Origin of the sequence: Roseovarius sp. (assembly GCF_048262375.1) — a bacterium.
Classification (GTDB): Bacteria; Pseudomonadota; Alphaproteobacteria; order Rhodobacterales; family Rhodobacteraceae; genus Roseovarius.
On the sequence record NZ_JBLXFE010000002.1, the window covers coordinates 300,073 to 320,481 of the forward strand.

The following is a 20,409-nucleotide window of genomic DNA, read 5'->3' on the forward strand; positions in this document are numbered from 1 at the left end:
GTCTGAGTATTTGAATCAAGAGGAAACCCGGCGCGCCCTGAAGGAGCGCGCCGGGTTTTTTCAAGCCGCTTCAGAGCGTTTGTCAAAGCGCCCATAGAAGCTCTGGGCCTTGTCGGCCATCTCGCGCAGCAGTTTGGGCGTGGTAAAGCGGGGGCCGAATTTCTCGGCCAGCTCATCACAGCGTTCCGCCGCATAGGGCGTGCCGATGATGTCGAGCCAAGCAAACGGTCCCCCCGACCACGGCGCAAAGCCCCAAGCCAGGATTGCACCCACGTCGCCCTCGCGGATGTCCTCAAGCACGCCCTCTTCCAGCGCGCGCACGGCCTCAAGCACCTGCGCGAACATCAGGCGCTGCTGCACCTCATGCAGATCGGGCTGGGCCTCGGCGCGCGGATATTTCACCGCAAGTCCCGGCCAGTAGCCCTGACGCTTGCCCTTGTCGTCATAGTCAAAGAACCCGGCTTTGGATTTGCGGCCCAGACGCCCCTCGCCTTCCATGTAGAAGATCACCTCATCCACAGCGGCATCCGGGTAGGCATCGCCCATCGCCGCCTTGGTGGCGCGGGCGATCTTGGCCCCCAGATCAATCGAGGTTTCATCGACCAGTTGCAGCGGGCCCACCGGGAATCCAAGCTGGCGTGCGGCATTGTCGATAAGCGCCGGGGCGACGCCCTCGGCCACCATGCGGATGCCTTCGTTGATATAGGGAATGATGCAGCGGTTGCAGTAAAAGAACCGCGCATCATTGACCACGATCGGTGTCTTGCGGATCTGGCGCACATAATCCAGCGCCTTGGCCGCCGCACGCGGGCCGGTTTTCGCGCCCTTGATGATCTCGACCAGCAGCATTTTCTCTACCGGGCTAAAGAAGTGAATGCCGATGAACTGCTCGGGCCGCTTGCTGGCCTTGGCCAACTCGGTGATCGGCAGGGTCGAGGTATTGGTGGCAAAGATACAATCCTCGCCAACCACGGCCTCGACTGCCTTGGTAACCTCAGCCTTGATGCCCGGGTCTTCAAACACGGCCTCGATGATCAGATCACAGCCCTTGAGGGCGCTGTAATCGGTGGTGGCGGTGATGAGATCGAGCGTTGCCTGTTTCTTCTCGGGTGTGCCCTTGCCGCGCTTGATGCCCTTGTCCAGGTAATCGGCGGTATAGGATTTACCGCGATCGGAAGCCTCTTGCTTCTGGTCGATCAGAACCACCTCGATCCCGGCCATGGCCGAGACCAGCGCGATCCCGGCGCCCATCATGCCCGCGCCCATGACGCCGAGTTTCTTGACCCTCTGGTCTGGCACGTCGGGGCGGTTGGCGCCCTTTTCCAAGGCTTCCTTGTTGATAAAGAGCGAACGGATCATCGCGCTTGAACTCGGGTTCATCAGCACATTGACGAACCAGCGCGCCTCGATCTTGAGAGCGGTGTCAAATGGCACCAATGCCCCCTCGTAAACCGCGCTCAGCAGCGCCTTGGCGGCGGGAAACGCGCCTTGGGTCTTGCCGTTGACCATTGCGGAGGCTCCGACAAAGGTCATGAACCCCGCCGGATGATAGGGCGCACCGCCGGGCATTTTATAGCCCTTGTCATCCCATGGCTTGACGATATTGGGGCTGCTCAGAACCCACTCCTTGGCCTTGGCGATCAACTCGTCCGCTGGCACGACCTCATCCACGACACCGGCGGATTTGGCCTTTTTCGGATCGTTCAGCTTGCCCTCGAGCAGCAGCGGCGAGGCCGCCATCGCGCCCAGCTTGCGCACCAGCCGCGTCGTGCCACCCGCACCGGGGAAAATCCCGACCATGATCTCGGGCAGGCCGATCTTGGCCTTGGGATTATCTGCGGCAAAAATGCGGTGACAGGCCAGCGGGATTTCCAGCCCGATGCCAAGTGCTGTGCCGGGCAAGGCGGCGGCAATCGGTTTGCCGCCCTTGTTGGTCTTGGGGTCCATGCCCGCGCGTTCGATCTTGCGCAGGATGGCATGCATACCCATCACACCGTCAAACAGGCCCTTGGCCGGTTCGTCGCCTGCATCGTCGCGCATCTTGGCGATGACGTTAAGGTCCATGCCGCCCGCGAACGATCCCTCTTTGCCAGAGGTGATGATCACGCCCTTGACGGCCTCATCGGCCAAGGCCTGATCAATCAGCGCCTCAAGGTCAAGAAACCCCTGTTGGTTCATCACGTTCATCGACTTGCCAACCGTATCCCATGTGATGATGGCCACGCCGTCGGCATCAGTTTTCATTGCGAAATCAGTCATGTCTTACTCTCCGATTTGGTCAGCCGACAGCGGGCTGCCGTCTTTACAGGTGAATATGTAGCCGGAGACATCCACCGTCACTTTCATGTCGAGGTCGCTGTAATATCCGGTCTCTGTTTCGGTCCGGGTGCCCACCACCAGAAAAACGGCGGGAGCCTCGGTCTTGTTCACAAGGTGATGGCCATTGGCCTCGCCCGCCGGAAAGGCGGCACAATCGCCAACCTGCATCAGGTGCTCGCCTTGGTCGTCGATCAGGGTGCAGATGCCCTCGGTCACCATCACGAACTCGTCCTGCTGCATATGGTAATGGCGCAAGGACGACTGCGCGCCCGGCGCGAGACGGACAAGATTGACGCCATATTGGCCAAGACCGCCTGCATCGCCCAAAGCCTGGCTGGTACGCCCGGCCATGGCCTCGGCCAGCTTGCCGGGATAGGTCGAGCCGCCCTTGAACGGGATCTGCGAAAGGTCCAGCTTGGGCATCAGACACGCTCGATGATGGTGGCGGCACCCATGCCAGAGGCGATGCAGAGCGTGGCAAGGCCTGTACTCTTGCCGGTCCGCTCCAACTCATCCAGCAATGTGCCGATGATGATCGCACCAGTGGCGCCCAGAGGGTGCCCCATGGCAATCGAGCCGCCATTTACGTTGACACGACCGGGATCGACATCAAACGCCTGCTGAAAGCGCAGAACAACGCTGGCAAAAGCCTCGTTCACCTCAAAGAGATCAATGTCGGAAATCGCCATGCCGCTATCGGCGAGAATCTTTTGCGTGGCGGGCACCGGGCCGGTCAGCATGATCGTCGGATCGGTGCCGATCTTGCAGGTCTGACGGATGCGCGCGCGCGGCTTGAGGCCCCATTTCTCGCCGAATGCCTTGGATCCGATCAGCACACCCGCCGCGCCATCGACGATGCCCGAGGAATTGCCCGCGTGGTGGATGTGGTTAATCCGCTCCAGATGGGGATATTTCATCTTGGCCACGGCGTCAAAGCCCGGCATCACCTCACCCATCGCCTGAAAGGCAGGGGTGAGCGCGCCCAGCGTCTGCATGTCGGTGCCGGGACGCATGTATTCGTCATGGTCGAGAATGGTCAGGCCGTTCTGATCCTGCACCTCGATGATGGATTTCGCGAACCGCTTGTCATCCCAGGCCGCCTTGGCGCGGCGCTGCGATTCCACGGCGAGCGCGTCAGCCTCATCCCGGCTAAAGCCGTATTCGGTAGCGATGATATCGGCACTGATGCCTTGCGGCACGAAATAGGTCTCCATCGCAATCGACGGATCGACGGCAATCGCCGCGCCATCGCTGCCCATGGCAACGCGGCCCATCATCTCGACCCCGCCGGCAATATAGGCCTCGCCGGCGCCACCCTTGATCTGGTTGGCGGCAAGGTTCACCGCCTCCATGCCAGAGGCGCAAAAGCGGTTAATCGCCAGACCGGGGATGCTCTCATCCAGATCAGAGGCCAGAACGGCAGTGCGCGCAAGGCAGCCGCCCTGCTCCATCACCTGCGTGACATTGCCCCAGATCACATCCTCGACGGCGTGCCCACTGAGATCGTTGCGGGATTTGAGCGCGTTAAGCACCTGTGCGCTCAGGCGCGCGGCCGTCACCTCGTGCAGCGCGCCATCCTTGCGGCCCTTGCCGCGCGGGGTGCGCACGGTGTCATAGATATAGGCGTAAGTCATATCGGTCTCCTCATTCAGGTACGGTCAGCGGGGCTGCCGGGCATCAGGTCATAGGGGTGTTTCCAGCCGGGCGTGGCGCTGATATTGCCGAGCCACCGGTCGATATTGGGCCAATCCTTGCGGTCAAAGCCGAAGGGTTCGGGGTAATAGAGATAGCCACAGCACGACAGATCGGCATTGGTGATCGCATCCCCAACGATCCAGTCGCGCCCTGCCAGATGGCTGTCGAGCGTGTTATAGGCGGCTTTGAGGCGACCTTGGGCAAAGGGGATCACGGCCTCGGGGCGCTTGTCCTCGGGCAAGAAGTTCATCAGGAACCGCGTCATGCCCGCCTGAGAGCTGAGCTTGTGATTATCCCAGAACATCCAGCGCATCACCTCGCGCGCCTCGTCCGGCGTGGTCCCGCCGAATTTGCCGGTCTTTTCGGTGATATACATCTGCATGACGCCCGATTGGGTGAGCGTCACATCGCCATCCACCAGCACCGGCACTTCGCCCATGACGTTAATCTCGCGAAACGCCTCGCCACGGGTTTCACCGCCGAAGAAATCGACAAAGACCGGCTCCCAGTCAAGACCTGAGAGTTGCAGCGCCAGCGCCGCCTTGTAGGCATTGCCGCTCTCGCCAAAGCAGTAGAGTTTGATGGTCATAGGTGCCCTCCCGGCGTTTCACCCTTGGCGGGCGTTGGATTTGAGTATTTTTGGAACAATGAAAGTGCAGGCCGTGGTTCATCGTTCCTGAAATACTCCACGGGGGTCCGGGGGTGGGAAACCCCCGGTTCCGAGCGCGTCGCGCAGCGCGCCGCCCCGCCCCTCACAATGCCCTCGCAATCAGTTCTTTCATGATCTCGTTGGTGCCGCCATAGATGCGCTGCACGCGGGCATCGGCCCACATTTCGGCGATGTCATATTCCTGCATATAACCATAACCGCCATGCAGTTGCAGGCACTCGTCCAGCACCTCACCTTGGGTATCGGTCAGCCAGTATTTCGCCATCGCGGCCTTTTCGACGCTGAGGTCGCCGCGCATATGTTCCGTGATGCAGGCATCTAGGAAGGCGCGGCAGACGACGGTTTTGGTCTGGCATTCCGCCAGTTTGAAGCGGGTGTTCTGTAGTTGAAGGATCGGGCCGCCAAAGGCCTGACGTTCCTTGCAATAGGTGATCGTGCGGTCCACAGCACCTTCCATGGCACCCTGCGCACCGCAGGCGATGATCAGGCGTTCCTGCGGCAATTGCTGCATCATCTGGTAAAAGCCGCGCCCCTCTTCGCCGCCCAAGATATTCTCAGGCGGGATTTCCACATTGTCGAAGAAGAGCTCGGACGTATCGCCCGCGTGCATCCCGACCTTTTCGAGATTGCGACCGCGCGCAAAGCCCTGAGCGCCTTGGGTTTCCACAACCACCAGAGAGATGCCCTTGGCCCCTTTCTCGGGGTCAGTCTTGGCCGCGACGATGATCAGATCAGCGTGCTGCCCGTTGGTGATAAAGGTCTTTTGCCCTGAGAGGCGATAGGCGTTGCCGTCCCGAATGGCGCGGGTCTTGATGCCCTGCACATCCGATCCGGCGGCGGGCTCGGTCATGGCGAGCGCGCCGACCATCTCGCCCGAGACCATTTTGGGCAGCCAGTTCTGCTTTTGCGCTTCGGACCCATAGGCGAGGATATAGTGTGCGACGATGCCGGAATGGATGGGATTTCCCCAGCTTGCCAGATTGGCGCGGCCCTGTTCCATGCAGATCACCGCCTCATGGCCGAAATCGCCACCAGCCCCGCCATATTCCTCGGGGATGGACGGGCAGAGCAGGCCCAAGGCCCCTGCCTCAAGCCAGCAGTCGCGGTCCATGATTCCCGCCTTGCGCCAACGGGCGAAATGCGGGCGCCATTCTTCGGCGATGAATTTGGCGGTCATCTCGGAGAGCATCTGATGCTCGTCTGTCATCCAGGACATGGCCGGGCCTCCCCTCCCTGCGGTTTCACCGTTTGCGTGCGTCCAGCTCTGAATTGAATATCCGGAGCCGGTGCGCGAACGTATCCTCATTGATCACGCTGTCGAAATTCTCGAAGAGGAAGGACAGCGCCTCGCCCTCGTCCAGCCCCGACTCCTGCGCAAAGCGGCGCAGGCGACGGTAGCCATCCTCGGTCATTGCCGCGTTGAAGCGGCGCGTGAGGCGAAAGCGTTTCGGCATCTGTCCCTCCTCCTTCGCAGTCTCTCCTCAGAACGCTTCGGCGTCGAGCGCCATGACAGTATCGGCCCCGCTCTGGATGCGCGCGAGATGCAGCGCCGTCGCGGGCAGGCGGCGTTTCATATAGAAACGACCCGTCGCCAACTTGGTCTTGTAGAACGCCTCATCCGATCCGCCCGCCTCCAGCGCCGCATGCGCAGCGCGGGCCATCCGCGCCCACATCAGCCCAAGGCAGACATGGCCAAAGAGGTGCATGAAGTCATAGGAGCCCGCGAGTGCTGCATTGGGGTTCTTCATCCCATTCTGCATGAAGAACATGGCAGAGGCTTGCAGGTCCTTGGAGGCCGCCTTGAGCGGATCGAGGAAATCAGCCTTGAGCGCATCGTTGCCTTCGTTTTCCTTGAGGAAGGTTTTGACCAGATCGAAGAAGGCCATGACGTGCTTGCCACCGTCCTGCGCCAGCTTGCGGCCCACCAGATCGAGCGCCTGAACGCCGTTGGCCCCCTCATAGATCATGGCAATCCGGGCGTCGCGGGTGAACTGCGACATGCCCCATTCCTCGATATAGCCGTGACCGCCGTAAACCTGCTGTGCCAGCACGGTCATGTCATAGCCCTCATCGGTCAGAAAGCCCTTGATCACCGGTGTCATCAGCGAAACCAGCCCTTCCGCGGCGGCGTCATCCCCGCGATGCGAGCGGTCAATCAGCTCCGCGCCCCAGAGCAGGAAGGCGCGCGCGCCCTCGATAAAGCTCTTCTGATCCATCAGCGAACGGCGGATATCCGGGTGCACGATCAGCGGATCGGCGGGGCCATTGGGGTTTTCGGTGCCGGTCACGGCACGGCCCTGAAGCCGGTCCTTGGCATAGGCGAGTGCGTTCTGATAGGCGACCTCGGCCTGTGCCAGACCTTGCATGCCGACGCCGATGCGGGCCTCGTTCATCATGGTGAACATAGCGCGCATGCCCTTGTGCTCTTCGCCCAAGAGCCAGCCGGTCGCGCCATCATAGTTCATCACGCAGGTGGAATTGCCGTGAATCCCCATCTTTTCCTCGATCTTGCCGCAGGTCACGCCGTTGCGATCGCCAAGGTTGCCATCTCCTTTGACGATGAACTTCGGCACGATGAAGAGCGACACGCCCTTGATCCCTTCGGGTCCGCCGGGGATTTTAGCCAGCACGAGATGGATGATGTTGTCGGCCATGTCATGCTCGCCGGACGAGATAAAGATCTTTTGCCCGGTGATCCTGTAGCTGCCGTCGCCCTGCGGTTCGGCCTTGGTCCGCATGAGCCCGAGATCAGTGCCGCAATGCGGCTCGGTCAGGTTCATGGTGCCGGTCCAGTCACAAGACGCCATTTTCGGCAGATAGGTTTGTTTCTGATCCTCAGTGCCATGCACCAGAATCGCAGAAGCTGCACCATGGGTCAGGCCCTGATACATGGTAAAGGCCTGATTGGCGCCCGAAAACATCTCGCCCACGGCAGTGCCGAGGACATAAGGCATGTACTGCCCGCCGAATTCCTCGGGCAGATCGAGCGCGGTCCACCCGCCCTCTTTCATCTGCTCGAACGCCTTTTTAAAGCCAGTGGGCGTGCGCACAACACCGTTTTCGAGAACGCAGCCCTCAGTATCCCCCACCGCATTGAGCGGCATGAGCACTTCGGATGCAATCTTGCCTGCCTCTTCCAGAACGGCCTTGGTAAAGTCAGGCTCAAGCTCGGCATAACCGGGCGTGGCCTGCTCAGACACGTTCAGAACCTCGTGCAGCACGAATTGCATGTCACGGGTAGGGGCGGTGTAGCTTGGCATATGTCTCTCTCCCTAAAACAGGTGCCGGACCGGATTATTCGGCGGCGTTTTTACTGGTCTTGAGCGAGGCCAGCATACGCTCGCCCCAAGTCATCTGTTCGCGCAGCTCGCCGATTGCAGCGTCAAGCTCGTCGCGCTGTTTCTCCATCTCGGCCAGACGCATCCGCGCCACATCATAGGTGCGGGCAATCTGGCTGTGTTGCTGATCCCCCTTGTCATAGAGGTCGAGCAACTGGCGCAAATCCTCAAGGCTGAAACCAAAACGCTTGCCGCGCTGGATCAGTTTCAACCGGGCCCGGTCACGCCGGGTAAAGAGCCGCTTTTGCCCGATCCGCCGGGGGGCGAGCAGCTCTTTGGCTTCATAAAATCGCAAGGTGCGGGGCGTCACATCGAACGCTTCGCACATCTGGCGAATGGTCATCGTATCGTCGGTCATAGGATCACCCATATCACTGCGCATTTACCGACAATCTGCGGAACATGGATGTTGGTTACAACACCGACGCCGCTTTACGTAACCACTACGTCGCGTCACTTTTAGGTTGACGTAAGATAAGGCAAGGTAAGCGGGGCAAACGGGAAATTTTCTTTCCCCTACGTCAGGGATTTATCCGAGACTGGAGGCGGTATCGTCGCGCAATTTCTTCAATGCGGCCATCGCCTCGTCGATTTGCCGACGTTGGTCTGCCAACTCTGCCAATTGTCGGTCAGCGAGGTCAATCCAACTGCGCATTTGTGCATTCGTGCCCTCATTTTCGTAAATAAGCAGCCATTGCCGGATCTCTTCCAGCGCAAAGCCGAATTTGCGTCCGCGCAGGATCAGGGTCATGCGGGCGCATTCACGCGGGCCATAATAGCGCGCGCGCCCGTCGCGCTCGGGCTGCAAAAGTTCAATGTATTCATAATACCGTAGGGTGCGCGGCGTGACGTCATAGGTCCCGCACATTTCCTTGAAGGACAGTTTCTTATCCGACATGGTTAGCCCCCTCACTAAATTGACGTTAGGACCAAGACGCGGCGCGTGCAACCGCTGGTCTTGCAGCTTTGGGTATTTCAGGATCATAAAGAGGGCATCACGATACCCAGGGGGCAAGATGACCGACGCCAAGAACAAAATCGCGCGGCAATTCATGGAGGCAATCCCGCACTCTCTGGCATTGGGCATGCGGCTGACCAATGTCGGGGAAGGTACGGCAGACATCGAAATGGATTACGATCCGCGCTTTGTCGGCGATCCGGAAACCGGGGTGATCCACGGTGGCGCGGTGTCGGCCCTGATGGACACCTGTTGCGGGGCGGCGGCCATGAGCCATCCGGCCTCTCCCGGTGGCACCGCCACGATTGATCTGCGCATTGACTATATGCGCCCGGCAACACCGGGGCAGATGATCCGCGCGCATGCGGAATGCTATCATATCACGCGCTCCGTAGCTTTTGTTCGTGCCCGCGCGATGGATGAGGATGACGCACGCCCCGTGGCCACCGCGACCGGCACCTTTACTGTGGAGGGCAAATGATGGCGCGGCCCCGTCCCGAACCTGTGCAGGTGGTCAAGCAACGGCGCGATGCGGCGCTGAAGGCGCTGGTGGAAGGCGTGCCCTATATCGGCTTTCTCGGGGTGCAGTTCGATCGGCGGGGGGATGAGCTAACGGCGGTTATGCCCTTTGAGGACAAGCTGATCGGCAATCCGATGCTGCCCGCACTGCATGGCGGAGCGACGGCGGCGTTTCTGGAAATCACGGCGATCATTGGCCTGAGCTGGGGCATGCTCTGGGAAGAGATCGAAAGCGGTCAGTTCGATCCCGAGGCAGTGGTCCGAGGCAAGCTGCCACGCCTGCCAAAAACCATTGATTTTACAGTGGATTACCTGCGATCCGGCCTGCCACGGGATGCCTATGCGCGGGCACAGGTCAACCGCTCTGGCCGCCGCTATGCGAGCGTGCATGTCGAGGCATGGCAGGATAATCGCAGCCGCCCCTTTGCCCAAGCAACGGGGCATTTTCTGATGCCGCGCCGCGATGGCTGAGATCGCACGGGCGGTCACGCATGCCCGTGTCCTGAAAATCGCCATTCCCATCGTCATCTCCAACGCTACGGTACCAATCCTTGGCGCGGTGGATACCGGCGTTGTCGGACAGTTGGGGGCAGCGGCGCCGATTGGGGCCGTGGGCATTGGCGCAGTGATACTCACCGGAATCTATTGGATTTTCGGCTTTCTGCGGATGGGCACTACAGGGCTTACCAGTCAGGCACAGGGGGCGGGACAGGTGGGCGAGGTCGCGGCCCTCTTGACCCGTGCGCTGATGATCGGATTCGCCGGCGGACTGGCCCTGATCATCCTGCAAGCACCTGTTTTCCATGTAACTTTTCAGATTTCCCCGGCCAGCGAAGAGGTCGAAACCCTCGCCCGGCAATATATGGCGATCCGGGTCTGGAGTGCGCCTGCGATGATTGCACTCTTTGGCATGACCGGCTGGCTCATCGCGCAGGAGAGAACGCGGGCGGTTTTGCTGCTGCAGCTGGTGATGAACGGGATAAATATCCTTTTGGATCTGTGGTTTGTACTGGGGCTCGACTGGGGTGTCGCCGGTGTCGCACGGGCGACGGTGATCGCCGAATGGGGCGGTCTGGCGTTGGGATTCTGGTTCTGCCGTGATGCCTTTGCGGTGCCGGCGTGGTGCGACTGGCCGCGGGTGTTTGACCGCGAGCGGCTGAAAAACATGGCCTCAGTCAATGGCGACATCCTGCTCAGGTCATTGATGTTGCAGATTATTTTCGTCTCATTCCTGTTCTGGGGCAGCAATTTTGGCGATGTCACACTGGCGGCAAATCAGGTTCTTTTGCAGTTTCTGAGCATCACCTCACATGCGCTTGATGGCTTCGCCTTTTCCGCCGAGGCGCTCGTGGGGCAAGCGTTTGGCGCGCGCTCTGTGGTGCATTTGCGGCGCGGGGCGCTGTTGACGAGCGTTTGGGGGATCGTGGTTTGCATAGCATTGGCGGTGGTCTTTGCCTGTTTCGGCGGGGCGCTGATTGATCTCATGGCCAAGGCGCCGGAGGTGCAGGCAGAGGCACGCAACTATCTGATTTACATTGTATTTACGCCAATTCTAGGCTTGGCCGCCTTTATGCTGGATGGGGTATTCATTGGCGCCACGCGCAGCCGCGACATGCGCAATATGATGGCGATAAGCCTTGTGATCTATGGGCTGGCGGCGGCTTTGCTCACCCCCGCTTATGGAAACCACGGACTCTGGCTGGCACTGTTGATCAGTTTTGTGGCGCGGGGCGTCACACTCGGCCTGCGTTATCCGGCGCTGGAACGGGCAGCGGCCGACCTTACAGACCTTACAAAATCCCCCTCGATTTTGTAAGGTCGCGGCACCAGTTCGCAGCGCCTGCCGGATGCTGAACAGACAGGGCGGGAACCATGCTGCACATCACCGATCAGATCGCCATCGAGGACTGGGAATTGACCGAGCAGTTCATGCGCGCGTCGGGGCCGGGGGGGCAGAACGTCAACAAGGTGTCGAGCGCTGTCGAATTGCGTTTCGAGGCTGAGCGTTCACCCAACCTGCCCGCGCCGGTCAAGGCCCGGCTCAGGCGTCTGGCCGGGCGGCGCTGGACCAAGGAGGGGGCGGTCGTGCTGCAATGCGACGAGACCCGCAGCCAGACCCGCAATCGCGAGATTGTGCGCGAGCGTCTGGCCGATTTGATCCGCCAAGCCTCGGTTGCGCCCAAGCGGCGGGTGGCGACCAAGCCGACGCTGGGATCGAAAAAGCGCCGCCTCGCCGCCAAAAAGCAGCGTGGCGAAGTCAAGGCGCTGCGCGGTCAGGTGGGCGGAGAGGACTGAGCCCGGTTTTATCCTAGTGCAGACCTCCTTCGGAGGTGGCCCGCCCGGCAGATGCCTGCGCCGAGGTGGCGCGACGTCGTGCTTGACGCCGCGGCAGGACTAAGGTGATCTGATCGAACCTTTAAGGAGAGTGCCAATGGGTCTGCCCGCAATCACCGGATCAGGCGTCTTTACGCCCCCCGAGGTGATCACCAACGAGGAACTGGTCGCAACCTTTAACGCCTATGCCGAAGCGTTCAACGCGCGGCATGCGTCGGAAATTGCAGCGGGCGAGATTGAGGCCAAGGGCCTCTCGTCGCCCGAATTCATCGTCAGTGCCTCGGGCATCGAGCAGCGGCATGTGATGGACAAATCTGGGGTTTTGAACCCCGAAGTGATGCATCCGCTGTTGCGACAACGCCGCGATGACGAGCCGGGGATCATGGCTGAAATGGCGATGGAGGCCTGCGCAGAGGCGCTGGCACAGGCGGGGCGGACCGCCTCTGAGGTCGATCTGATCATCTGCGCCGCGTCGAACCACGAGCGGCCCTATCCCGCGATTGCCATCGAGATACAACAGCTTTTGGGGGCGGGGGGCTTTGCCTTTGACATGAATGTCGCCTGTTCTTCGGCCACCTTTGGGATTCAGGCCGCGGCCGATATGATCCGGGGCGGCTCTGCGCGCCGGGCGCTGGTGGTCAGCCCCGAGATTTGCTCGGGGCATCTGGAATGGCGCGACCGTGATTGCCATTTCATCTTTGGCGATGTCTGCACCGCCGTTCTCATTGAGGCGGCGGACGAGGCCAAGGGGCCGCATTTTGTGATCCGCTCCACCCGCTGTGCCACGCAGTTTTCCAACAACATCCGCAACAACAACGGATTCCTGCGCCGCACCCGGCCTGACGGGTTGATGGACCGGCGCGACATGCAGTTCATGCAGGAGGGGCGCAAGGTCTTTAAAGAGGTGTTGCCGATGGTATCGGCGCATATTCTGGCACATCTGGAGGCCGAGCGCGTGGCACCGGACGATCTGCGTCGGCTATGGTTGCATCAGGCGAACAAGGCGATGAACGATTTCATTGGTCGCAAGGTGCTGGGCCGGGTGCCTGAGGCGGAGGAGCAGCCGAATATCCTTCAGGATTATGCCAATACATCCTCTGCCGGGTCGATCATCGCCTTTTCGAAATATTCCGACGATTTACGACCGGGCGACCGGGGGCTGATCTGTTCGTTTGGCGCGGGTTATTCGGTGGGGTCGGTTCTGGTGGAACGGGGGTAAGCCACACGCAAGCCCTTGGTTCAGTTTGGAAATGACATCAGGCGGCAAAGTCAGTAATTGGAAATCGAGTAAGGGTAGCCCCGTGGATGCGGGGCAGAGTTGGGGAATGCCGATGTCAACGACAGGAAGTTACCTGAAAAAGCACACCGAAGCCTTGGTCAAAGATGTAGGGATCGAAGCGGCCTGCAAGTTGACGGGCAAGTCGAAGGCCACGCTGGGGCGCTATTATTCCGACCATGAAGAGCACGCCGACCGGTTCATGCCGGTCGATGCCGTGGCAGCCCTTGAGGCCACCGCCAGCTATCCGCATGTCACAAGCGCGCTGGCCGAGTTGTGCGGCGTCAGCCTGAGCCTGATCGGAGAGCGGCGCAACACGCAGGAGCGGACCAGCGTGAACAGCGACGTGATCGCGCTATCCCAGCGGTTTGCCCTGCTGATGGCCGAGTATCAGCAGAGCATCGCGGATGGCCGGATCACCGTAAACGAGGCCAAGCGGCTGTTGCGCGAGACGACACAGTTGCAGCAGGTTCTGATCGAGATGAAGCTGCATCTTGAGGAAGAAGTGACCTGAGGCAGCTCGGCATCGGTCAGCCAAAGGCGATATAGGCCCCCGCAAGCGCCGTAGCCCCGCCCATCAGGCGCAGCGGCAGGGCGCTGGTATGACGCGTCTCGCGCGCGGCGGCAAAGGCGATGAGAAGGCCCGCCGCGTGCAGGACTGCGGTGGCGATGGCAAACCCCGCTCCGAAGTGCAGCGCTTGCGCCTGACCCAGTTCACCGCCATGGGCGTGACCGTGAAAGAGCGCAAAGACGGCGACCGCAGCCATGGCCAGCCCCGGCACGGGGCGCAGGGCAAACGCCACCACAAGGCCAAGCACCATGATCGAGGCAAGGATCATCGGTTCGACAAGCGGGAGCGACAGGCCGGTGAGAGCCACCAGAAACCCGACCAGCATCGACAGAACAAACGCACTGGGAACAGCCCAGAGCGCGCGGCCGCCGATTTGCGCCGCCCAGAGCCCAACAGCGATCATCGCCAGCACATGATCCAGCCCAAAGAGCGGATGGGTAACCCCGGCGAGGAACGACCCGTATTCGCCCTCGGGCAGATGCGCCGCCGCTGGGGTGGCCAAGAGGATCATGAGCGGGGCGAGGCTATATTTCATGGGGCGGTCCTTATTTGGTCAACCGGCGCCTCGGGGTGAGTCGCGCCTGTGCCGCAAGATGGGGAGAGCGGGAGCAAGTCGCAACAAAAAACCCGGCACGCGGGTGCATGCCGGGTCAGAGTTGTGAACTCTGTTGCGATATCAGCCAAAGACCCGGGTCAGGGCCTCGTCTGTGGCTGAGATCAGATGGTTGATGTCATCGCGGGTGGCAATCAGCGCGGGCGAATAGCACAGCGTGTTGTTGAACCCCGGAATCGAGCGGTTGGTCGCCCCGATGATCACGCCCTGCGCCATGCAGTCGGCCACAACGGCCTGCACCCGCTTTTCGTCCATCGGCTCTTTGCTGGCGCGGTCGCTGACCAGTTCGGCACCGAGAAACAGCCCCTTGCCGCGCACATCACCGATGACCGCGTGCTTGTCCTTGAGGGCCGCCAATTGGTCGAGCATGTAATCGCCCATGGCCACGGTGTTTTCGAGCAGGTTTTCCTCTTCGATGATCGCCAGATTTTCCAGCGCCGCAGCCGGCCCGGCGGTGCAGCCGCCAAAGGTCGAGATATCGCGGAAATAGTTCATCGGATCGGTGGTGTCGTCCTTGAACATGTCGAACACGCGTTCGTTGGTCACACAGCAGGCGATGGCGGCATAGCCCGAGGCCACACCCTTGGCCATGGTCACGAAATCCGGCTCGACCCCGTAATGCTGATAGCCAAACCAAGTGCCGGTGCGCCCAACGCCGCACACCACCTCGTCGATATGCAGCAGGATGTCGTATTTGCGGCAAATCTCCTGCACGCGGGGCCAGTAGCCCACGGGCGGGGTGATCACGCCGCCCCCGGCGGTCACGGGTTCAAGGCAGAGCGCGCCGATGGTGTCGGGGCCTTCGGCCAAGATCACCTCTTCGATCGCATTGGCAGCGGCGAGGCCGTATTCTTCGCCCTCCAAATCCCATTGCGCGCGATACTCAAGGCAATGCGGCACCCGGACAAAGCCCGGGGTGTAGGGGCCGTATTGCGCATTGCGCTCGTTCTGACCGCCCGCAGAGAGACAGGCAATCGTGGTGCCGTGGTAATCACGGTCACGGTAGAGGATCTTGTGCTTCTTGCCGCCATAGCGCTTGTGCGCGATCTGGCGAACCATCTTAAAGGCCTTTTCATTCGCCTCGGAGCCGGAGTTGGTATAGTAGACCCGGCTCATCCCCGGCATTTTCGAAATCAGCTTCTCGGAGAAGAGCGCGCCGGGAATCGAGCCTGCGGATCCGGCGAAATAGGGCAGTTTGATCAACTGATCGCGCACCGCATTGGCAATGCGTTCGCGGCCATAGCCCACATTGACGGTCCAGACGCCACCCGACACGCCGTCGAGATGTTCTTTGCCCTTTTGGTCCCAGACACGCATGCCACGCCCTTCGACGATGATGCGGGGATCGGCCTTGGGCTCGACCGCAGTCCATGGGGCGTGTTGAATCAGGTGATGCCAGACATGTGCGCGGTCGGCCTCGACCACATGAGAAATGTCGTTGTCGCGAAGTTTGCCGTCCATGGCGATGCTCCATCAGGTTAAGGCCCAGCGCAGGGGCGCGGGCCACAGGTATATGACACAGGTTGTCCTGAGATCATATCAGCCAAGAATTGGGGCACTTCGTTAGGTCCAAACCAAACCATTAATTAAGTCCAGAAATACCTGTGACTGTGCGAGTCTGGTTGTAACCATCTGGAGAATTTCGATTTTTCACCTAACAACGTCATGATGCCTGTAGTTTCAGGCTATCCGAAAACCTCTTTTCGGATTTACTGAAATGATCTTAGCTCTGCTATAATTGCGTTGATCGGTGCCTGTGGATAGGGTTCACTCTTGGCTGTTGCCTGTTCCGGGGTGAGACTTAGACAATAGGCCCGGCCGCAGGAGAAACCCGCCGAAACGTGCGGTGTGAAACAGAAAAACGACTAAAATCAACGGGAGAAGACAAGATGAAACTGAAGAACAAACTGATGTCGGCTGTAGCTGGCGCGGCGTTTCTCGCGGGGGCCAGCGCGGCCCAAGCACAGGAGATCACCGTGGCCTATTTCCTCGAATGGCCGATGCCATTCCAGTATGCCAAGGAAATGGGCACCTATGACAAGGAAATGGGCGTCAAGGTCAACTGGCGTGCGTTTGACACCGGCACCGCGATGAGCGCGGCGATGGCAAGCGGTGATGTGCATCTGTCGGTGAGCCAGGGCGTGCCGCCCTTTGTGGTGGCCACGAGCGCCGGGCAGGATTTGCAGACCCTCGACGTGGCCGTGAGCTATGCCGACAATGACAATTGCGTCGTCGCCTCGGCCCTTGAGATCGACAAGACCAACGCAGGCGAATTGGCCGGCAAGAAGGTTGCCGTGCCGCTGGGCACCGCCGCGCATTACGGGTTCCTCAAGCAGATGAACCATTTTGGCGTGGATATCGGCAGCATGGACGTGGTCAACATGGCCCCGCCAGAAGGCGCCGCCGCCATAGCGCAGGGCGCGGTTGACATGTTCTGCGGCTGGGGCGGTTCACTGCGCCGCGCGTTGGAGCATGGCAATGTGCTGCTCACAGGGGCGGAAAAGGAAGAGCTGGGCATTCTGGTATTTGACGTGACATCCGGCCCGGCGGCCTTTGTCGCAGAAAATCCTGATCTGGTCGCCAAGTTCCTGAAAGTGACCGCAGATGCCAACGCGATGTGGGCCGATCCGGCCAATCGTGACGAGATGCTGCCGATCATCGCCAAGGACAGCGGTATGGATCTTGAGGCTACGGCAGCAACGATCGACACCTTTGTATTCCCCACTGCCGAAGAGCAACTGACCGCCAAATGGCTGGGCGGCGGCGCGCAGGAATTCATGAAAGGCGTGGCGGAAGTGTTCGTCGAGGCAGGCAGCATCGATTCGGCGCTGGCCACCTATGAAAGCAACGTCAACACAGGTCCGCTGGCGGCAGCCAACGGCATGTAATCCCGTCTGACAGACGGTACGAGGCCCGCCCCGCAAACAGGGCGGGCCTTTGCCCAACAAACCGAGAAAACAACAGGGGGTGGGGATGTCGACACTTTCCATCGAAAATATCTCGATGCGGTTTGATCTGCCGAATGGGAGCCATGTGCAGGCGTTGCAGAATGTCTCGCTTGAGATCAAGACCGGTGAATTGATGAGCGTGCTGGGCCCGTCGGGCTGTGGCAAGACCACGCTCTTGAATATCCTCGCCGGGTTTCTGGCCCCCACCGAGGGGCAGATCACGCTGAACGGTCATCGCGTGACCGGCCCGGATGCAGAACGCGGCATGGTGTTTCAGCAAGGCGCATTGTTTGAATGGATGAGCGTGCGTGACAACGTGAGCTTTGGTCCGCGCATGGCTGGCAAGCGGGAAAAGGAATGGCGTGGCACCGTGGATCATCTGCTGGATGTCGTGGGTCTGCGCGATTTCAAGGAAAAGGCAGTGTACGAGTTGTCCGGCGGCATGCAGCAGCGCGTGGCGCTGGCGCGGTGCCTCGCGAATGATCCCGATGTCATCCTGATGGACGAACCCCTTGGCGCACTTGATGCGCTGACGCGCGAAAAGATGCAGGGGCTGGTGCTCAAGCTGTGGAAAGAGACCGGCAAGACGATCATCCTGATCACCCACTCTGTCGAAGAGGCGCTGCTCTTGGGCGAGCGGCTGTTGGTGATGGCGCCGCGACCGGGGCGGATTCACAAGGAATACCGCCTGCCCTTTGCTGATACGGGCGCGGGCAAGGATCTGCGGGAGGTCAAGAAAGACCCCGATTTCGGTGCCAAGCGAGAGGAAATCCTGACGATGATCTGGGACATGGAAGAAGAGATCATGGGCCGGGCAGAGGAGGCGGGCGCATGATCATTCTGATTATCTATACCGCAGTTTTCACGGCGGCGTTTTTCGTTGTGCGCTTTGGCGTGCGGAAATTCCGGCAGATGAACGATTTCACCTCGCTCAAGACCGTGACCTTTGGCGACGAAAGCGCGGTGCGCCCGGATCGCTGGGCGAGCGTGATTTCAGTGGTGACGATTTTCCTGCTCTGGGGCGCGTTCACCGGCAGCAAATGGGTGCCCGTGCATGCCCCCGGCCCCTTCGTGGGCGATACCGAATTCACCTATACGCTGGAGGGGCCGGACGGCACGCGCGACGATGCGACGGTCACGGTGCGGGTCTTTAAGGTGGGGGAGACCGTGGAGACCCCCGCGATCGAGCCCGGCGAGGGCATCGCCAAGAACGATGTGCTGACGGTGGGTGCGTGGCGTTCGCAGCTCTTGTTGATGGACAAGAATGACGAGGTGACGCGCGATCAGGGCGCATCTGTCGTGGCGATTGATGGCAAGCCGGTAGAGGCAGGCCAGACCGTCAATGTGGCCGATGGCACGGTTGCCGTGACCGCCAAAGGCTCGTTGAACTTTGCGCCCGCCAAGGGCATGCAGATGGAGCCGATCTGGTTGCCACCGCCCGAGCATGTGGTGTCGCGCCTGATCGAAGTATCAAAACAGGGCTATCAGAATTTCACCCTCTGGGAACATCTCTATTGGTCGCTGTTCCGGGTCATCGTCGGCTTTGCCTTGGGCGCGCTGGTGGGGATTCCGCTGGGCTATGCCATGGGGCTCAGCGACTGGTTTCGGGGCTGGTTCGATCCGATTGTCGAATTCATGCGCCCGGTGCCGCCGCTGGCCCTTATCCCGCTGGTGATCATCTGGGCCGGGATTGGTGAGAGCGGCAAGATCATCCTGCTGTTTCTGGCGGCACTGTGGATCATGACCATTTCGGCGCGTGCGGGCGTGTCGGGGGTGGCAATCTCCAAGGTGCATGCGGCCTATTCGCTGGGCGCGTCCAAATGGCAACTCATGCGCCATGTGATCGTGCCCAATTCCCTGCCCGAGATCTTTACCGGCGCGCGTGTCGCCATGGGGGTCTGTTGGGGTACGGTGGTCGCCGCCGAACTGGTCGCTGCTGAAAAGGGCGCAGGCATGATGATCATGGTCGCGTCGCGGTTTCAGCTTACCGATATCGTGCTGATGGGGATCATTTTGATCGGGGTCATCGGCTATGGCATCGACATCCTGATGCGCAAGGCCGAAAACTGGCTGGTACCATGGAAGGGCCGGGTCTGAGGCCAAGGGCCTAATCGGCCCCTAGAAATGAGCTGCGCGGCCACATACGCCGCGCAGTATTCCCACGCCGAGCGCCCGTTCTCAGCCTTGGTGTTCAGCCAGCCACCGCTCGGCATCGAGCGCGGCCATACAGCCCATACCCGCCGAAGTCACCGCCTGACGATAGACATGGTCGGTCAGATCGCCCGCAGCAAACACGCCGGGAACCGAGGTACGGGTGCTGCCCGGCGCGACCTTGACATAGCCGCCGTTGTGCAATTCGAGCGTGTCCTTGACCAACTCACTCGCCGGGGCGTGACCGATGGCGATGAACACACCCTTGCAGGGGATTTCTGTGATTGCGCCGGTTTCGACATGTTTCACGCGCACGCCTTCGACGCCCTTGGGGTTATCGGAGCCAAAGACCTCATCCAGCGTGTGAAACCACAGCGTTTCAATCTTGGGGTTCTTCATAAGCCGGTCTTGCAGGATCTTTTCGGCGCGCAATTCGTCACGGCGATGAATGAGCGTAACCTTGGAGGCGAAATTGGTGAGAAACAGCGCCTCTTCCACCGCCGTATTGCCGCCGCCGATCACCACGATTTCCTGTCCGCGATAGAAGAACCCGTCACAGGTGGCGCAGGCCGAGACGCCAAAGCCCTTGAACGCCTCTTCTGACGGCAGGCCCAGCCATTTGGCGCGCGCGCCGGTGGCGAGGATCACCGCATCGGCGGTATAGGTGGTGCCGCTGTCGCCCTTGGCGACAAAGGGACGGCTGTCAAGATCGAGTGAGGAAATGATATCGCCGATGATTTCACAGCCCATCGCCTTGGCATGCGCCTCCATGCGGACCATCAGGTCGGGGCCCTGCACCTCGGTATCGCCGGGCCAGTTTTCCACCTCGGTTGTGGTGGTCAACTGGCCGCCCGGTTCGATCCCCTGCACCAGAATGGGCGAGAGCATGGCGCGGCTGGCGTAGACGCCTGCGGTATAACCAGCGGGGCCGGAACCGATGATCAGGCATTTGGTGTGACGAGTGTCGGACATGGGGGTCTCTCTCATGTGATCTGCAGATTTGGCGCATGATATAGC

Annotated in this window: 21 protein-coding genes; 9 read left to right on the plus strand and 12 right to left on the minus strand. The window is 60.6% G+C overall.

The genetic code is table 11. The features are described 5' to 3' along the window. Positions 1-60 precede the first annotated feature (60 nt). From ACN0SW_RS04010 to ACN0SW_RS04050, 9 genes are all read right to left on the minus strand, one after another. Positions 61-2,259, minus strand: coding sequence for a 3-hydroxyacyl-CoA dehydrogenase NAD-binding domain-containing protein (locus ACN0SW_RS04010; protein ID WP_417726611.1), 2,199 nt, complete (start codon positions 2,257-2,259; stop codon positions 61-63). Positions 2,260-2,262: 3 nt separating this feature from the next. Further along, positions 2,263-2,742, minus strand: a complete 480-nt coding sequence (locus ACN0SW_RS04015) for a cupin domain-containing protein (protein WP_417726612.1) — start codon at positions 2,740-2,742, stop codon at positions 2,263-2,265. Then, complete coding sequence (locus ACN0SW_RS04020; RefSeq protein ID WP_417726613.1) at positions 2,742-3,953, minus strand: acetyl-CoA C-acetyltransferase; 1,212 nt, start codon at positions 3,951-3,953, stop codon at positions 2,742-2,744. Before ACN0SW_RS04020 ends, ACN0SW_RS04015 begins: the two co-directional genes overlap by 1 nt. 14 nt (positions 3,954-3,967) lie before the next feature. Next, on the minus strand, positions 3,968-4,603 hold the full coding sequence (locus tag ACN0SW_RS04025; RefSeq protein ID WP_417726614.1) for a glutathione S-transferase family protein: 636 nt from the start codon (positions 4,601-4,603) through the stop codon (positions 3,968-3,970). Between the two features lie 163 nt (positions 4,604-4,766). Next, positions 4,767-5,900, minus strand: a complete 1,134-nt coding sequence (locus ACN0SW_RS04030) for an acyl-CoA dehydrogenase family protein (protein WP_417726615.1) — start codon at positions 5,898-5,900, stop codon at positions 4,767-4,769. Positions 5,901-5,925: 25 nt separating this feature from the next. After that, positions 5,926-6,138 carry a hypothetical protein gene (locus tag ACN0SW_RS04035; RefSeq protein WP_417726616.1) on the minus strand — a complete coding sequence of 71 codons (213 nt, stop codon included), beginning with the start codon at positions 6,136-6,138 and terminating at the stop codon, positions 5,926-5,928. Between the two features lie 27 nt (positions 6,139-6,165). Further along, on the minus strand, positions 6,166-7,944 hold the full coding sequence (locus ACN0SW_RS04040) for an acyl-CoA dehydrogenase C-terminal domain-containing protein (protein ID WP_417726617.1): 1,779 nt from the start codon (positions 7,942-7,944) through the stop codon (positions 6,166-6,168). A 34-nt stretch (positions 7,945-7,978) separates the two neighbouring features. Next, complete coding sequence (locus tag ACN0SW_RS04045; RefSeq protein WP_417726618.1) at positions 7,979-8,380, minus strand: MerR family transcriptional regulator; 402 nt, start codon at positions 8,378-8,380, stop codon at positions 7,979-7,981. Positions 8,381-8,551: 171 nt separating this feature from the next. Then, entirely contained in the window at positions 8,552-8,920 is a 369-nt protein-coding gene (locus ACN0SW_RS04050) for a MerR family transcriptional regulator (protein WP_417726619.1), read from the minus strand. 118 nt (positions 8,921-9,038) lie between these two features. Between ACN0SW_RS04050 and ACN0SW_RS04055 the strand changes: the two genes are divergently transcribed. The 6 genes from ACN0SW_RS04055 (at position 9,039) to ACN0SW_RS04080 (ending at position 13,623) form a co-directional block, all read left to right on the plus strand. Beyond that, positions 9,039-9,461: a PaaI family thioesterase gene (locus ACN0SW_RS04055; RefSeq protein ID WP_417726620.1), complete on the plus strand. Its 423-nt coding sequence runs from the start codon at positions 9,039-9,041 to the stop codon at positions 9,459-9,461. Further along, positions 9,461-9,970 carry a PaaI family thioesterase gene (locus ACN0SW_RS04060; RefSeq protein ID WP_417726661.1) on the plus strand — a complete coding sequence of 170 codons (510 nt, stop codon included), beginning with the start codon at positions 9,461-9,463 and terminating at the stop codon, positions 9,968-9,970. Before ACN0SW_RS04055 ends, ACN0SW_RS04060 begins: the two co-directional genes overlap by 1 nt. After that, positions 9,963-11,315 (plus strand): MATE family efflux transporter, encoded by a 1,353-nt coding sequence (locus ACN0SW_RS04065; RefSeq protein WP_417726621.1) that lies wholly within the window; start codon positions 9,963-9,965, stop codon positions 11,313-11,315. Before ACN0SW_RS04060 ends, ACN0SW_RS04065 begins: the two co-directional genes overlap by 8 nt. A gap of 56 nt (positions 11,316-11,371) precedes the next feature. Beyond that, entirely contained in the window at positions 11,372-11,794 is a 423-nt protein-coding gene (arfB, locus tag ACN0SW_RS04070; protein ID WP_417726622.1) for an alternative ribosome rescue aminoacyl-tRNA hydrolase ArfB, read from the plus strand. 136 nt (positions 11,795-11,930) lie between these two features. Next, positions 11,931-13,052, plus strand: a complete 1,122-nt coding sequence (locus ACN0SW_RS04075) for a beta-ketoacyl-ACP synthase III (protein WP_417726623.1) — start codon at positions 11,931-11,933, stop codon at positions 13,050-13,052. A 112-nt stretch (positions 13,053-13,164) separates the two neighbouring features. Continuing rightward, positions 13,165-13,623 carry a phage regulatory CII family protein gene (locus tag ACN0SW_RS04080; RefSeq protein WP_417726624.1) on the plus strand — a complete coding sequence of 153 codons (459 nt, stop codon included), beginning with the start codon at positions 13,165-13,167 and terminating at the stop codon, positions 13,621-13,623. Positions 13,624-13,639: 16 nt separating this feature from the next. Here ACN0SW_RS04080 and ACN0SW_RS04085 read toward each other — a convergent pair whose 3' ends face one another. Together ACN0SW_RS04085 and ACN0SW_RS04090 are read right to left on the minus strand one after the other, a co-directional pair. Continuing rightward, positions 13,640-14,215, minus strand: a complete 576-nt coding sequence (locus ACN0SW_RS04085; RefSeq protein ID WP_417726625.1) for a HupE/UreJ family protein — start codon at positions 14,213-14,215, stop codon at positions 13,640-13,642. A 141-nt stretch (positions 14,216-14,356) separates the two neighbouring features. Continuing rightward, positions 14,357-15,754 carry an aspartate aminotransferase family protein gene (locus ACN0SW_RS04090; protein ID WP_417726626.1) on the minus strand — a complete coding sequence of 466 codons (1,398 nt, stop codon included), beginning with the start codon at positions 15,752-15,754 and terminating at the stop codon, positions 14,357-14,359. Between the two features lie 428 nt (positions 15,755-16,182). Here ACN0SW_RS04090 and ACN0SW_RS04095 point away from each other — a divergent pair, with 428 nt between their 5' ends. The 3 genes from ACN0SW_RS04095 to ACN0SW_RS04105 all read left to right on the plus strand — a co-directional run bounded on the left by ACN0SW_RS04095 (position 16,183) and on the right by ACN0SW_RS04105 (position 19,338). Then, complete coding sequence (locus ACN0SW_RS04095; protein ID WP_417726627.1) at positions 16,183-17,181, plus strand: ABC transporter substrate-binding protein; 999 nt, start codon at positions 16,183-16,185, stop codon at positions 17,179-17,181. Positions 17,182-17,266: 85 nt separating this feature from the next. Then, positions 17,267-18,076, plus strand: coding sequence for a taurine ABC transporter ATP-binding protein (locus tag ACN0SW_RS04100; RefSeq protein ID WP_417726628.1), 810 nt, complete (start codon positions 17,267-17,269; stop codon positions 18,074-18,076). After that, the gene (locus tag ACN0SW_RS04105; protein WP_417726629.1) at positions 18,073-19,338 is read left to right on the plus strand and encodes an ABC transporter permease; all 1,266 of its coding nucleotides are present in this window, start codon (positions 18,073-18,075) and stop codon (positions 19,336-19,338) included. Before ACN0SW_RS04100 ends, ACN0SW_RS04105 begins: the two co-directional genes overlap by 4 nt. An 81-nt stretch (positions 19,339-19,419) precedes the next feature. Here ACN0SW_RS04105 and trxB read toward each other — a convergent pair whose 3' ends face one another. Next, a complete protein-coding gene (trxB, locus tag ACN0SW_RS04110; protein WP_417726630.1) occupies positions 19,420-20,364 on the minus strand; it encodes a thioredoxin-disulfide reductase in 945 nt (314 codons plus the stop codon). Positions 20,365-20,409: the final 45 nt, after the last annotated feature.